We start from the raw sequence: 13,823 nt of genomic DNA, 5'->3' as shown, positions 1-13,823 counted from the left end.
GACGGCTCGTGTCGAAGCAGGGCGTCAAGCCGGTGATCGCCCGCCGCGGTGTTCCCCACGGATCAGGCCTCGGCGTCCACCGCTGGGTCGTCGAGCGCATGATCGCCTGGCTCCACGGCTTCCGCCGCCTTCGCATCCGCTGGGAACGACGCGACGACATTCACGAAGCCTTCCTCGGCCTCGCCACCTGCTTGATCACTCACCGCCACGTCCAACGTCTCTGTTAGGACCTTTTAGCCCACCATGACCAATCTCGGCGGCACTTCCTCTGCCACAACTACACACCCGCTCTTCCTGCCGACGCCCCGGCCACGCAGACGTCCACCATGGCGGCTTACCTTCCTGGGCCCCGGCTGCTGGTTGTGGTGGGTGAATTGGGCTGGGGCATCGGGTCGGTGGTCGGGCGCTGCGCTGGGCTGTTGTTCTTCGCGTCCGGCTGGTGCCGGCCGATCGATGGTGGGTGGATTGGCGGACGAGGGATGGCGTGTGCTTCGCCCTTCGCTTTGGGGAGGTTTAGAGCCAGCCGCGGTGGGCGGCCTTGATTCCGGCCTCGAAGCGGCTGCTTGCGCCCAGGCGTTCCATGATGGAGGACATGTGGCGCCCGACGGTGCGGGAGGAGATGCCGAGGCGCTGGCCGGCGGCGTCGTCGGTCAGTCCTGAGCCCAGAAGGCGTAGTAGTTCGCGTTCGGTGGCGCTGAGGCCGGTGCGTGGGTCCTCGGGGCGGGTGGCGCCGAGTGGGACGGCGGTGTTCCAGGACTGTTCGAAGAGGTCGAGCAGGGCTGCCAGGATGCCTGGCTCGGTCACGTGGAGGGCGCCCTTGCGGTTGTCCGCAGGATCGATCGGGACGAGTGCCTGGGTGCGGTCGACCACCACCATGCGGGGCGGGATCGAGGGGGCGGTGCGGACCTCGCCGCCGTGGCTGAGCAGCCAGTGGGCGTACGTTTCCACGTGGGGCTGGTTGCGGGTGGAGTCCTGGTAGAGCGTGCGCATCGTGATGCCGCGGGCGAACACCTCGGCGTCGGCGGGCCGGCTGGCGGCGAGGTCCTCGGGCCGCTGGTCGCCGGGCTGGCTGGCGAGGACCTCGGCGGTGGCGCTGCGGCCCATCCGCTCCAGGCGGGCGTGGATGGCGTCCAGGCCGAGCAGGCGCTCGCCGTGGGCCGTGCGGTGCTCGGCCCGGTCGGCGACCATGCGGGTGACGGCGGCCCGTGATGCGGCCAGGGCCGCTTGGCGGGCGGCGAGTTCCGCCTCCTGGGCGGCGAGCATGTCGGCCAGGCCGATGTCGGGGCTGACCGCGCGCATCTCGCCGGGGCGCTCGGCCGAGGCCCGGACGAGGGTGAGGCGGCTCAGCTCGTCGAGGTGTTCGTGCACCTCGCCGGGGCTCATGCCGCAGTCGGCGGCGATCTCGCCTACGCCGTACGCGGGGTGGTCGAGCATCACCTGGTACACGGCGGTGGCCCCGGCAGTCAGGCCCAGTACGTCCAACACTTCTCATTCCCCCCGGAAACGTCGGCCATCGTCCGGTCGAACGGCCGATCGCATCCAAACAGGCACGTGACGTCTTGTTCAAGATCATAATTGGGGCTCTCGTGCCGGTATGGGGGGTTTGAGCCGGGAGATGGTTGTGTATCTCGCGCCACATGAGGCGCGCCCATACGCCATGCAAGACGCGCACGATTGTCATGCACTCGACATTACGTCCGGATCCCGTCAGGCCGATTGGCGACAGCGGGAAGGCCTTCCGGCGGTGTCGGCGAGCGGCGAAAGTAGTGATCGCCGCCAGGGAGGCCCAACAGGGACCGGCCCGGACGGCAGCCGATCGGAGCGTCAACCGCGGGACGCCCAACGGATCGGCACACCTCTCCCGTCAACGTCAGAAGGGCTCCGTCATGATCCGCACTCGTCTCGCCCAGGCCGCCGCGGTCGCCGCCGTCTCGCTCACCGCCCTCTTGATCGCCCCGGCCGTCTCGGCGGCCGCCGGCGCCGAAGCCGCTCCCGCCACGCCCGTCACCACTACCTCCGCCGGCTCCGACAGCCTCGGCTGGGGAAGCGCCCCCACCACCTCCACCACCGCCGCGCTCGCGTCCACCGACAGCCTCGGCTGGGGCGGGGTCACCCAGGCCAGCCTGGGTTGGGGCGGCTGAGCACGGGATGGACATCGTCTACGCCAGCCTGAAACGCCGGCGGCCCGGTTCGGCGGCCGAGGCGATCGGAGCGGCCGAGGCGGCCGAGGCCGTGGATGCCCTCTGGGCGCACGCCGAGCCCGCGGACGGACTCCAGCATGCCAGCGCACAGCCCGCCGACGACCGGATCGACTTCCTGCTCTACCTGCTCAGCCGCGACTCGTCCGACGCTTCGGGGCGGCCTGACCCGGTCGATGCCGTCTGCCGCGCGCACGGCCTGATCGCCCGCAGCCACCGCACCTCGCCGATGCTGATGCGGTGCTACCTGCCCCCGGAACCACCCGAGGCCACGGACTGCACCGCCCGGTGACCGCCGCGCCGGCCGTACCCGCCGGGTGAGGCTTCCGCCCTCGCGCCGCCGTGCTGCAGGGTCCGCGACGGCGTCCGCCGAATCGAACACTTTCCATCCGGCCGGGGCGATCACTGCCCGCCGGATGACGACCGACCAGTCCGCAGGACCGTCGGTGCCTGAACTTCCCGCTGCCCGCCGCCGCCCCGACCGCATGTCGGTCAGGTGCGCCCTCAGCGGTCCGACTTGCTTACGTCCTTACCGATTTGGAGATTCCATGTCCCTCGTCCGCACCCGTCTTGCCTCGTCCGCCGCCGCCCTCACCTTGGCCGCCTCAGGCCTGAGCATCCTGGCCGTTCCCGGTGCCCACGCTGCCTCGCTCGGCGACTCGATCGCCGCGACGGCCCTGGGCCAGGTCGGCAGCAGCGCCTGCGGCAACGGCGGAGCCGGCTACTACGCCCCCGGCACGGACCAGAGCTCAAGCTGCTCCGGCGGCTCCAGGACGCACGCCTGGTGCGCGGACTTCGCCGGCTGGGTCTGGGCGCAGAACGGCGTCAAGAACATGGGCATCCTGAACGACCTCGCCAACAGCTTCCAGACCTACGCGGAGAAGTACGACGGCGGGCTGTCCGGCACCCCGCACGTGGGCGACGCCGTCTTCTTCCACCCGGGCTCCTTCAGCGGCACGGACTACGACCACGTGGCGATCGTCACCGCCGTCAACTCCAACGGCACCATCAGCTGGACCGGGGGTAACCAGGGCGGCTACCCGGGCAAGGTCAGCACCAACACCGCGTCGGGCGGGGTCGGAACGGTCGTCTGGCAGAGCGGGGGCTACAACGTCAGTATCCGCGGCTACGCCAGCCCCGTCGGCGGGAGCACCACGCCGCCGCCCGTGACCGACCCGGTCGGCCCGCAGGTGACGGGCGTCGCGCCGGGCGCTGTCTACAACCCGGACAACGGCACCGCCGAGATCTTCGCCATCGGCACCGACGGCGTGCTCTCGCACGCGTACAGCACCAACGGCGGCCAGTGGAGTGACTGGTACACGATCGACCCGTCGTTCCACTTCACCGGTAAGCCCACCGCGGTCTACAACCCGGCCACCAAGACCACCGAGGTCTTCGCCATCGGCACCGACGGTGTGCTGTCCCACGCCTACAGCACCAACAGCGGCCAGTGGAGCTCGTGGAGCACCATGGACCCGGGCTACCACTTCACCGGCTCGCCGTCCGCCGTCTACAACCCGTCGGTCAACGCGGTGGAGCTGTTCGCGATCGGCACCGACGGCAAGCTCAACCACAAGTACTACGCGGGCGGTGCCTGGTCGGCCTGGAACACCATGGGCAACTGGACCTTCATCGGCTCCCCGACCGCCGTCTACGAGCCCGACCTGAACACCGCCGAGGTGTTCGCGATCGGCACCGACGGCGTGCTGTCCCACAGCTACAGCACCAACGGCGCCCAGTGGAGCGACTTCTTCACGCTGGACACCAGCTACCGCTTCACCGGCGCTCCGGCCGTCGTTTACAACCCGAGCAACAAGACGGCCGAGGTGTTCGCGATCGGCGCCGCCGACGGCGTCATGTCCCACGCGTACAGCACCAGCGGCGGCCAGTGGAGCGGCTGGAGCACCCTCGACTCCGGCTACAAGTTCGCAGGGGTCCCGACGGCGGTCTACAACTCCACCACCAAGGCCGTCGAGCTGTTCGGTACCGGCACTGATGGCGTCGTCAACCACAAGTACTTCCTGGGCAACTCCTGGTCGGGCTGGGAGGCGGTCGGCAACTGGAAGTTCGCCGGTGCGCCGGTGGCCCTGAACGAGCCGAACAGCAACGCCGCCGAGGTCTTCGCCATCGGCCAGGACGGCACGATCGGCCACTCCTACACCAGCAACGGCAGCCCCTTCAGCAGCTGGTACGCCGTGGGCACCTGGAAGTTCAACACCCACTGATCCCGGATCACCACCGTGGCGGCCCCGGCCCCCCCGCCCCGCCCCCCCGGCGGGGGTGCTGGTCCAGGGGTGGTGGGGTCTTCTGGGCGCCCCGCCCCCCGGGCCCCGCCCGCCACGGCTGTCCATCCGACCTCCCCGACTTCTCCAAGGACCCGCAGATGACCCGCGCTTCATCCCGCACCACCGGAATCCGCCGGATGGGTGCCGCCACCACCGGCGTACTCGGCCTGACCATGGCCGCCGCCTCCCTGGGCACCGGGCAGGCGAACGCCGCCTCGGTCACGACCTGGGACAAGGTGGCCCAGTGCGAGAGCACCGGCAACTGGTCGATCAACACGGGCAACACCTACTACGGCGGCCTGCAGATCAAGCTCTCCACCTGGCAGGCGAACGGCGGCACCGCCTACGCGGCCTACCCGCACCAGGCCACCAAGCAGCAGCAGATCCTGGTCGCCGAGAACATCCTGGCCTCGCAGGGCGCGGGCGCCTGGGGAAGCTGCGGCGCAGGCGCCGGCCTGGCCTACGACCACGCCAGCCCCTACCCGGACCCGGCTCCGACCCCCGCCCCCGCCCCGGCCCCCGCGCCCTCCTCGGTGGCGGCCTCCGTGCTCTACAACCAGGACACCGGCACCGCCGAGGTGTTCGCCATCGGGACGGACGGCGTCCTCTCGCACGCCTACAGCACCAACGGCGGCGCCTGGACCGGCTGGTCCGCGCTGGACGCCTCCTTCCACTTCACCGGGAAGCCGGCCGTCGTCTACAACCCGACCAACAAGGTGACCGAGGTCTTCGCCACCGGCCAGGACGGTGTCATCTCGCACAACTACCTGTTCAACAGCGGCCAGTGGAGCGGCTGGAGCACCCTCGACACCAGCTACAAGTTCGCCGGCAGCCCGGCGGCCGTGTACAACGCCTCGACGAACGCGATCGAACTGTTCGGCATCGGCACCGACGGCGTGCTGAACCACACCTACAACCTCAACGCCGGCACCTGGCAGAGCTGGACCTCGATGGGCACCTGGAAGTACGCCGGCACCCCCACCGCCGTCTACAACCCGGACACCAGGACCGCCGAGGTCTTCGGCATCGGCACGGACGGGACGCTGTCCCACAGCTACAGCACCAACGGCGGCGCCTGGACGCCCTGGTCCGCGCTGGACGCCTCCTTCAAGTTCGCCGGCACCCCGGCCGTCGTCTACAACCCGACCAACAAGGTGACCGAGGTCTTCGCCACCGGCCAGGACGGTGTCATCTCCCACGACTACCTGTTCAACGGCGGCCAGTGGAGCGGCTGGAGCACCCTCGACACCTGGAAGTTCGCCAGCAGCCCGGCGGCCGTGTACAACGCCTCGACGAACGCGATCGAACTCTTCGGCATCGGCACCGACGGCGTGCTGAACCACACCTACAACCTCAACGCCGGCACCTGGCAGAGCTGGAGCACCATGGGCACGTACAAGTTCGCCGGCGCCCCCGCCGCGGTCTACGAGTCCGGCTCGAATGCCGCCGACGTCTTCGCCATCGGCACCGACGGCCTGATCTCCCACAGCTACAACGCCAACGGCAGCACCTGGAGCAACTGGGCCACCCTCGGCACCTGGAAGTTCCAGACCAGCTGACCACGAGCGGGAACAAGCCCGCCGCTGCCTTGGGGCCCGACCGGCCCCGGGGCAGCGGCGGGCATGTAAGCGTTCTGACTCTCAGACCTTGTCCTACGTGGTCAGTTTCGTCAGTCGTTTGTGGCATGTGATGACGGCGACGAGGTCGCAGAAGACCAGGTAGAGCAGGTGGTTGCGTTCGTAGCAGCGGGCGATCCGGCGGTAGCCGGTGAGCCAGGCCATGGTGAGCCCGATGACCCATCGGTGACGGCCGAGGGTCTGGCTGGACTCAATGCCCTTGCGGGCGATCCGAGGCAGAATGCGCTCTCGGCGGAGCCATTTGCGCAGGCCAGGGCTGTCGTAGACTTTGTCCGCGTGGACCTTGCGGGGCCGGTAGTGCAGGCCCCCAGTCTCTCTGACGCCGCAGGAAAGACGTTCCGGCAATCGGCTCGGGAGCTCTAAGGGTGTCCCAATCCGTCATGTCCGAGGGGTGCCTCGGGCGCCTGTACGGCCGACCCAGGAAGTGGGTGGTCCAGCGCAGCTTCGGCTGGATCATGATGCACCGGCGACTCGCTCGCGACTACGAGACCAACCCCGAGCACTCCGAGAGCATGATCCGCCTCGCGATGATCTCCAGCGTCGCCAGGCGAGCAACCGACGAAACCACCACAACCTTGCACAAACCATGAACTATTCCGCAAACGAGCAGGACGTCCTCTGACCGCTCTTGCCCGGCGCCAGGCGGGCGTCCTCAGCGGTGCAGGACGGTCCCGCCGTCTACGACCCAGAGACTGGCCGGAAGCGCGCCGCACCTGAAAACCTCGGAGTGCCTCTGTGGGTCGGTCCTGTCCCAGCCGACCCGGCGCTGGTGCTGCTCGTCGGTCGCGTAGAACGTGAGGCCGGCCTCCGGGTGCTCGCCCGGGCCGAGGACGTACGGCTCGCCGCCGACTGGAGTGGCCACGATTTGTGAGATGGGGCCGGTCACGGTGATGGCGCCCGTCTTGTCCACGGTCAGGCAGTCGACGTCGAACTCGGCCCGGACTGTGCCGCTCTGCTCGAACACGTGCTGCACCACCGCGTGCCCGCGGGCATGGCCTGCAACGGTCCAGGCGTCGACCCTTGCGGTGAGCCGTTCTCCCGGCGTGGGGCCAGGGCCGTGGTCGCTGAGCAGGGTCCAACTGCGCAGGGCGACGTGGTCGGCCGGTCCGGGGGCGGCCGAGGCGGGGCCGGCCGCCAACGCCACGGCCGCGATGGCGGCGGTGAGCTTCCGCATGGTCAGTCCTTGCTGTCGGGTGAGGAGTCGGGCTGTCCCTGATCCCTTCAACCTCTCAGCCGACCCTTCGCCCTGGCCTCCGCCGCAGGGACGAACCGCCTCCCCCTGGCAGGGGAAGCCCGGTACTCGCGAAGGGCTTTAATGGCGCCCTTCGGATCAATTCGGCCTCCCCCGCGCGGGGGACGCCGGTTGATCCGAAGGGCGGATGTGATCAGCGGGCGTGACGCGGAACCCTGAGCGTCAGAATCCGAACATACGGGGGTCACGGTGGTTGTTCCTGCGAATTCGGCGATAGGCGGCGTCTCTAAGCCTCCGACCGCGAGCCCGGGGCGGACATGGTGGCGGTGGCCCGTGTGGGCACCCATGGTCGCCGCAGCGTGGGCTGTGTTCTATGCGGCTGTCGAGGTCACCTGGGCGGCGACAGGCTCCACCGTGCAATGGAAGGAAAACTCCTCGTACGCCCCCGGGAGTCAACTCTTCCTGGCGGCCCTCGCGCTCCTGGCCGGCGGCGCCTGCCTGGCCAGCACCCGAACTCTCGCCAAGCCCGGCCGGGTCGCTGTGTCGACGGCGCTGATCGTGGCGCTCCCGGTGTTCGTCGTGGGAATGAACGGGCTGCCGATCTATTTCGTGACCATTGCGACCCTCTCGGGGATCGAGAGCACTACCGGGTTGGCCCAGGTGCTGCTCAACACGGTCGGCACGGCCTTCCTGTTCCTCGTCGGCCTGTCGTACCGTCGACGGCTGCGCGGAGACTGCCCGCGATGCGGACGGCCCCACCCCGGTGCAGCCGACGGCCCGCTCGTCCACCCGGCCGCCTCCCGGGCCCCGAGGCGGACCCGCGTCGCGGTGTACGTTCTCATGGGCGGACTCCTGCCGTGGGCGGGAGCCAAGACCATCTGGACGCTGGGCGGCAACGCGCTCGGCGTCGCGGGCGATGACTGGCAGAGGACGTCGGCCGTCGGCGCATCGGAGCCGGCGAAGGCAACCGCGTCGGCGGGGATCGATGTGACCGTGCTGGCCGCGATGGTCGGGATCTTCCTGCTGCTGGGGCTGCTGTACGTGTGGGGGCAGGTGTTCCCTCGCTGGACGCTGTTCCTGTCCGGACGACGGGTTCCGCGCCTGCTGCCGCTGATCCCGGCCTGGCTGACCGGGATCCCCCTGGCGATGTACGGAGCCGCCCTCATCATCATGGCCCCGTTCATGGCTGCCGGTGTGCTGCCCAAGATCAAGCCGTCCGAGCCGTTCACCACCAGCTCGGGGATCACCTGGTTTGTCGAGTTCGGCGGCCTGGCATTCGGCGGTCTGGGTATCGGTCTCATCGTGGCCGCCCGCTCCTACGCCGCCCGCACCCGCCCCGTCTGTGCCAGCGCCACGGCAACGGACACGCCCAAGTAGCCGGGTACCGGAATGTCCGCTTCCCACTGGCGATCCATGAGCAGTCGCGGCGGTTCTCTCGGAGGGCGAGGGGGTACCTGTGCAGCTCAGCGGGCCAGCCAAGGTGGCCGGAAATTCTGACAACCCTTCCTGCGCGCCCCTGTTCTTCTGGTGGTGGGGTGGTGTGCTGTCGGGTCGGGTGGCCTGCGGCGCCTGCGGGCGGGCCCTGCGGGCGGCCTGGTCTGACCGGCAGCCGATGGTTGCCGCCCTTCCGGGCTTCGGCGTGGTCGTCTCCCTGGAATCGCCGCCGAGGGTCCACAGGGAAGTTGTCGGTGCTGCCCGGCGACGGTGGGCACCCCTTGACCACGCAGGTCAGCCCCCTTGCCCGAGGCCTCGGCCGGGCGCTGTCCGAGGCAACTCGTAGGGCCACTTGTAGAGCAACTTGTACGGCTACTCGTAGGGCCACTTGTACGGCAACTCGTAGGGCAACCCAGGGGGGTACTTGCGTCCGGGGGCTGTCGGCCGCGCAGGGAGCGTGTCCGACGTGCGGAACGCTCACGGGCGATGTCGCCGCCCTGGTGGACGTCCCAAGCCCTGGGACCTGCCCCCGCCGGGCGGCCCCGCTCTGTCGGCCGGGGCCGAGGCACCGCCGTGCCGACGACGCGCCGGCTGTTCGGCCGGGGGTGCGGCTCGTCGGCCGGTAGGGCGTGCGGTTGACGGTTCGGTTCATGGTTCGGTTCGGTGTTCGGCCCCGGTCCTGCTGCTAGGTGTGTTCGCCCTGGTCAGGGGGCGGATGGCGGGGTTCTCACCATGCCGACTTACCTTCCTGGGCCCCTGCTGGTGGCTGTGGTGGGTGGGTTGGGCTGGGGGCTGGGTCGGTGTGGTCGGGCGCTGCGCTGGGCTGTTCTTCTTCGCGTCCGGCTGGTGCCGGCCGCTCGTGGGTTCGGGGTGGGGCGGGCGGGTTGTGCGGGTTGTTCAGGTGGGTTGTGGGGGTGGTGGCCACAGGAGGCGAACCTTGCCGTAGCGGGCGCGCGCGGCGTCGGCGCTGAGCCCGAGTGCCTCGCCGATCACGGCCCAGGTGGTGCCCGCCTCGCGGTCGGCGACCACCGCGCACCGCACAAGCTCGCCCACGAGGTGCTGGAAGTCGGCCGCCGCTGTGCAGTGGATGCCCGGCACCACCCGCCGCGCACCCGTCCCGGCGGCGATCAACTCGTCCAGGGCGTAGGCATGGGCCTGGAGTTCCTGGTTGATCTGAGACAAGGCGACCCGGGCGGGAACCGCGGCCTCGACGCGTCGACGGGCCCGGTAGGCGGCCTGTCGGCAGGTTCGGGGCCGCGGGCAGTAGCGGCGGCCCCGCCCGCCCGGCAGGGCCCGACCGCACCAATCGCACATGTCACCCTACGAAGAATACGGGCCGATAAGCCGTGACACTGCGGCCTGAGTCCCGCCGTCCCGGTCAACGTCCTGCTCCCGCCTCGGGGCCGAGGCCGGTCGGTCCGCGTAGGTGCGACCTGTTGGTGTTGGTGGTGGCCTTTCGGGCTCTCATGGCGGGTTGTCTGGACCTTTGGTTGGACCTGTTGGAGGCTCCGGCGGGGTTGGTGCTGTCCGGGGTTTGGTGACTGTGCGTGCTGGAGGGCTGGGGTCGGGGGTCGGGTCGGCCCGCTCGAAGGTGGGCTCGGTGTTGTGGGCTGGTTTCAGGTGTGAATTCCGCCGATAATTCCGCTGGATTGTTTTGGCGGATTGGCCCCCGGGTGGTGGACAGAATTCGGTTCGGATTTGTGGGGTGGGGGTGGTGACGGCGGTTGGCGTTCGGTTTCGTCCAGGCCGGGCCCGCCGTCCCCACCGGTGCCCGTGCCCGCCTCGCTGCGCCGTTGTACCGGGCCGGCTGTGCCTGGCCGATGCTGCGCCGCCGTGCGGCGTGCGGGCCGGGGCGGCCGTCCGGGCGTCTTTGCGCTGCTGCCCCCGTCCCCGCCTCGCTGCGCCGTTGTCCTGACTGCCGTTCGTCGTCCCGCTTACGCTACGGGTGGTGCGGGGGTCAGTGGCTGTGCCATTCCTGGTCGGGAAGCGGGCCTTCCGAGGTATCACCCAGGCGTTCGACCCAGGCCGGGGCGGCGAAGACCGGCCGGGTGAGCAGGATGTCGCCGGCGCGCTGGACGCGCAGCAGGAGACCGATTTCCCCGTAGCTGTAGGTGCCTTCCTGGGAGAAGCGGATCTGCTCGCCCATGCCGCGGTCTCGGAGCTTGGCGTACACCGCGTCGTCGGTCGCCGACGGCACGCGTCCGGTCAGGGCCAGGCCCTCCCAGCGGACCTGTGGGCCGAACCGGGCGTCGACGGCTACCGCGGCGAGCACGCCACCAAGCCTGTGCCCCGGCTGGTACTCGTAGCCGTCGTCGATTCCCCCCGTGAGCGAGCGTCCCGGCAGGTCCGGCGGAACGTCATCCGCCGTGGCGGCGCGGAAGTAGGCCACGAGCATGTTGCCCCACGCCCGTGGGTCGGACGGGGGGTAGGCCGCGCTGTCACCACTGCTCATCGCGGGCCCGCGTCCCAACGCGGCGGTGACCTGCCCACGCGTCATACCGAACTGCAGCGGACCCACCCCGACCAGCGGCGTGGCCTCCCACTGATCCCGCGCGCTCTCCGCCAGCACCGACCACATCGAATCCGACACCCGACTTCTCCCGCTGTCCGCCCCTGGAACGGCCACACGGCCGAGGACGGCCGGATGCTACTAGGCAACAACGAGACCCCTCTTGCAGCCCTATGCCTTATCAGGTGGCCCGCACCCGACCCTCCCCGCGCGCCAGCCCACGCCCGGCCCTGCCAGCTGCGCGCGACGCCCCCGCCCCGCGCCCGCCGGTCTGCTTGCCGTACCTGCCGTTCGGAGTGGCCACCCGCTGCGCCCCGCCGTTGTTTGGTCGGGTCCGTTCGCCTGTTGGTTTCGGTTGGGGTGGGGGGCCTGGCGGGGGAGGTAAGTCAGCGGCCGGCGAGGTGGCGGGAGGTGAGTTCGATCTCCTGGAGCTGGGTGGTGGTCAGGCGCCGGGCTTCCCAGACGATGGCAGCCACGTCCGCTGCCCGGGAGTGGAGGGGTGGCAGGTCGTCGGGCATGTGGATGCCGCCGAGCGCTGCGAGGTCGGGGGCGGGGATGCCGAGCACGCCGGCGAAGCCGGCGACCAGCTCGGGGGTTGCTTCGACGGTGCTGCGGCCGATCCCGCCGATGGTCGACGCAGACAGGTAGATCCGTCCGTCGGTGACCGCGTACAGGGCCTTGGCCGTGCCCGTCCAGGTGAGGTTCCGGCTGTGGGCGAGTTCCAGGAGCACCGCGCCGAAGCCCGGCTCGTACCGGTGGTACGGCCGGTCGACCCCGCCCCGCCCCTCGCGCCGCACCAGGGGCTGCGCCCGGATCGCGGCCAGCAGCGGTCGCCGGTTCTCGGCGGGCATGACCATCGTGTTGTAGACGACGGTGTCGATCGACCAGTTCGGGTTGCGGGTGATCGGTGTCAGGTCGTCGGGCACCGACTGTCCGGCGAGAACGAACAGGTCGGCGGCGTGCAGGCCGAGTACCGGTCCCAGGCCTCTGAGAAGCCGTTCGGTTGGCGCCTGCCCGTCGAGTACGGCCTGCACCTGTGCCGGGGCGATGCCCGCCGATGCCGCGAGCGAAGCGCAGTCGAGCGCCCGATGGCTCATCAGCTGCGCCAGCAGCGCGCCGAACTGCAGTACTCCTGTCATGCCGGCAGCCTATCGACGGCTGCCCAGGGCGGAGCTGGCGCCAGCGCTCAACGGGAAGTGCACACCGAACCTGGCAGCCGGGAGTGTGCCCTGCGGCAGGACCGGGTGTCGTGTCGGTGGGGGCTTTTAGGGTGGGTGTGTGGGTGGGGCGGGTACCGGAGTGTCCTGCACTGGAGACGGAACGGCAGACCTCCCGGTCTGCGCGGGGGCGGCTACGGCCTAACCGGCGTCCGGGGAACAAGGGCCTGGAGGACGACTCGTCAGCCCCTGCCCCACCCACCATCCCAGCCCTACCCACCCCGCCGCGCCCTGGTCGACGTCCTGTCGACGTCCTGGTCGGCCGCCAGGCCGTCCCGCTGCGCCCGGCTTGGCCGCCGTCCAGGCCCGAGGCCTTGGAGGCCCTGGTGGCCGAATTCTGGCTCCCCGTCCCTGGGCTGCCCGGCCCTCTCCGGGCCCCGTCCTGCCCGCCGCCCGCCGCTGCTGCGCCCTGGCCGCGGTCCAGGCCGTCGTCCTGGCTCGGTGTTCGGTTTGGTGGTGCTGCTGCGGGAATTGCGTCCGTGGCGCCGTGCGGGATTTCCTGGGGGGCTTGGAATGTCGGCCGTGGTGTCGGTGGCGAGGGCCGTAGGCCCCTTTCCGGCCTGCCTGAATTGGCTTCCTTCCCGCTTGCTCCTCGCGGGACTTTAGGATTGCGGCCTGAAAGGCAGCGGAAGGGAATTCGTATTCTCGCCGTGAGTGTCGTCGGACAGAGCCGTGACGGGCGGGTGCCGCGAGGTTTTTGTGTTCGCGGCCGGCGCTCGTTCGCGGACCGGTAGGATAGATCTTTACGGCACCCCTTAAGCACCACTGGAAACGCTTCGGATGCCCGGTCGGGTTCCCCTGTCGAGGGCCCGTCAGGGGCCGACGTCCGGGGCGGTCGTGAGGGCCCGCCACAGGGGCCGGGGAGGCCCGAGCCCGGACCGGCGGCCCCGAGGTGCCTGCCGAGGGCCGCAGGCCCCGCTCCGAGGGCAGCGGATGGGCGGACAGGCCAGCAACCGCAAGGCGGGACCGGCCGTCGGTCGGGACCGGGGGAGGGCCCCTGGGGGTGGGGTTGTGACTGATACCGGAAGTCCGCGACACATCGTCAACGCCGGGGCGGCAGGCCCGGGGCCGCCCCCCGCCCGAACGGGGCAAGGGGGCCACTACCCGAATTTCGCGTCACATCGTCAACGCGAACCCCCGGACGCAGCCCGGGAAAGATTTCCGAAATACGGCCCGTAGGGCCGTGAAAAAAGCCAGCCAAACTAAGCGGAAATGCCGATCGGTTGACGGGCCGTAGGCCCGGGACAATACCCAGAGATCGGCGGAGCGCAGCGACGCCCAAGCCCCGCCCCCAACCACCCGCGCAATCCCGCGAATTCGCCACCGGCGAATTCCCCCAACCACCCACCCA

The 13,823-nt window shown here is 70.3% G+C and carries 12 protein-coding genes and 1 pseudogene; 7 read left to right on the top strand and 6 right to left on the bottom strand.

Features of this window, described 5'->3' with window-relative positions; all coding sequences use genetic code 11:
- On the top strand, positions 1-227 hold a 227-nt coding region (locus IF30_RS0138580), incomplete at its 5' end, for a transposase (RefSeq protein ID WP_030247453.1).
- A 286-nt stretch (positions 228-513) separates the two neighbouring features.
- On the opposite strand, the gene IF30_RS0138575 is transcribed toward IF30_RS0138580, so the two are convergent.
- On the bottom strand, positions 514-1,485 hold the full coding sequence (locus IF30_RS0138575; protein WP_030247451.1) for a helix-turn-helix transcriptional regulator: 972 nt from the start codon (positions 1,483-1,485) through the stop codon (positions 514-516).
- Positions 1,486-1,886: 401 nt separating this feature from the next.
- Between IF30_RS0138575 and IF30_RS47325 the strand changes: the two genes are divergently transcribed.
- The 4 genes from IF30_RS47325 to IF30_RS50705 all read left to right on the top strand — a co-directional run bounded on the left by IF30_RS47325 (position 1,887) and on the right by IF30_RS50705 (position 6,042).
- The gene (locus tag IF30_RS47325; RefSeq protein ID WP_030247449.1) at positions 1,887-2,141 is read left to right on the top strand and encodes a hypothetical protein; all 255 of its coding nucleotides are present in this window, start codon (positions 1,887-1,889) and stop codon (positions 2,139-2,141) included.
- A gap of 7 nt (positions 2,142-2,148) precedes the next feature.
- Positions 2,149-2,490 carry a hypothetical protein gene (locus IF30_RS47320; RefSeq protein WP_030247448.1) on the top strand — a complete coding sequence of 114 codons (342 nt, stop codon included), beginning with the start codon at positions 2,149-2,151 and terminating at the stop codon, positions 2,488-2,490.
- A 256-nt stretch (positions 2,491-2,746) separates the two neighbouring features.
- Positions 2,747-4,423 carry a CHAP domain-containing protein gene (locus IF30_RS0138560; protein WP_030247446.1) on the top strand — a complete coding sequence of 559 codons (1,677 nt, stop codon included), beginning with the start codon at positions 2,747-2,749 and terminating at the stop codon, positions 4,421-4,423.
- 158 nt (positions 4,424-4,581) lie between these two features.
- The gene (locus IF30_RS50705; RefSeq protein ID WP_158835878.1) at positions 4,582-6,042 is read left to right on the top strand and encodes a transglycosylase family protein; all 1,461 of its coding nucleotides are present in this window, start codon (positions 4,582-4,584) and stop codon (positions 6,040-6,042) included.
- A gap of 93 nt (positions 6,043-6,135) precedes the next feature.
- Here IF30_RS50705 and IF30_RS50470 read toward each other — a convergent pair whose 3' ends face one another.
- Entirely contained in the window at positions 6,136-6,264 is a 129-nt protein-coding gene (locus IF30_RS50470; protein ID WP_267884588.1) for a hypothetical protein, read from the bottom strand.
- Positions 6,265-6,539: 275 nt separating this feature from the next.
- Here IF30_RS50470 and IF30_RS0138545 point away from each other — a divergent pair.
- A pseudogene (locus IF30_RS0138545) lies at positions 6,540-6,710 on the top strand (IS5/IS1182 family transposase); the annotation flags it as partial.
- 62 nt (positions 6,711-6,772) lie between these two features.
- Here the strand turns inward: IF30_RS0138545 and IF30_RS0138540 are convergent.
- A complete protein-coding gene (locus IF30_RS0138540; protein ID WP_030247440.1) occupies positions 6,773-7,294 on the bottom strand; it encodes a hypothetical protein in 522 nt (173 codons plus the stop codon).
- 363 nt (positions 7,295-7,657) lie between these two features.
- Between IF30_RS0138540 and IF30_RS42660 the strand changes: the two genes are divergently transcribed.
- Positions 7,658-8,689 (top strand): hypothetical protein, encoded by a 1,032-nt coding sequence (locus tag IF30_RS42660; protein ID WP_234323003.1) that lies wholly within the window; start codon positions 7,658-7,660, stop codon positions 8,687-8,689.
- Between the two features lie 954 nt (positions 8,690-9,643).
- Here the strand turns inward: IF30_RS42660 and IF30_RS0138530 are convergent.
- The 3 genes from IF30_RS0138530 to IF30_RS48370 all read right to left on the bottom strand — a co-directional run bounded on the left by IF30_RS0138530 (position 9,644) and on the right by IF30_RS48370 (position 12,394).
- The gene (locus tag IF30_RS0138530; protein WP_030247438.1) at positions 9,644-9,928 is read right to left on the bottom strand and encodes a hypothetical protein; all 285 of its coding nucleotides are present in this window, start codon (positions 9,926-9,928) and stop codon (positions 9,644-9,646) included.
- A gap of 775 nt (positions 9,929-10,703) precedes the next feature.
- Positions 10,704-11,315: a hypothetical protein gene (locus IF30_RS47310; protein WP_158835875.1), complete on the bottom strand. Its 612-nt coding sequence runs from the start codon at positions 11,313-11,315 to the stop codon at positions 10,704-10,706.
- 326 nt (positions 11,316-11,641) lie between these two features.
- Positions 11,642-12,394: a hypothetical protein gene (locus IF30_RS48370; protein WP_030247436.1), complete on the bottom strand. Its 753-nt coding sequence runs from the start codon at positions 12,392-12,394 to the stop codon at positions 11,642-11,644.
- Positions 12,395-13,823: the final 1,429 nt, after the last annotated feature.

The organism is Streptomyces sp. NRRL S-350, assembly GCF_000719705.1.
Classification (GTDB): Bacteria; Actinomycetota; Actinomycetes; order Streptomycetales; family Streptomycetaceae; genus Kitasatospora.
Note: the sequence above shows the minus strand (reverse complement) of the source record. Positions and strands in the feature narration are given on the sequence as shown.

Coding starts and splice junctions, on each gene's coding strand:
- IF30_RS0138540 (WP_030247440.1), bottom strand. CDS start 7,294: ATGCGGAAGCTCACCGCCGCCATCGCGGCCGTGGCGTTGGCGGCCGGC.
- IF30_RS47320 (WP_030247448.1), top strand. CDS start 2,149: ATGGACATCGTCTACGCCAGCCTGAAACGCCGGCGGCCCGGTTCGGCG.
- IF30_RS50470 (WP_267884588.1), bottom strand. CDS start 6,264: ATGGCCTGGCTCACCGGCTACCGCCGGATCGCCCGCTGCTACGAACGC.
- IF30_RS50705 (WP_158835878.1), top strand. CDS start 4,582: ATGACCCGCGCTTCATCCCGCACCACCGGAATCCGCCGGATGGGTGCC.
- IF30_RS48370 (WP_030247436.1), bottom strand. CDS start 12,394: ATGACAGGAGTACTGCAGTTCGGCGCGCTGCTGGCGCAGCTGATGAGC.
- IF30_RS0138560 (WP_030247446.1), top strand. CDS start 2,747: ATGTCCCTCGTCCGCACCCGTCTTGCCTCGTCCGCCGCCGCCCTCACC.
- IF30_RS42660 (WP_234323003.1), top strand. CDS start 7,658: ATGGTCGCCGCAGCGTGGGCTGTGTTCTATGCGGCTGTCGAGGTCACC.
- IF30_RS47325 (WP_030247449.1), top strand. CDS start 1,887: ATGATCCGCACTCGTCTCGCCCAGGCCGCCGCGGTCGCCGCCGTCTCG.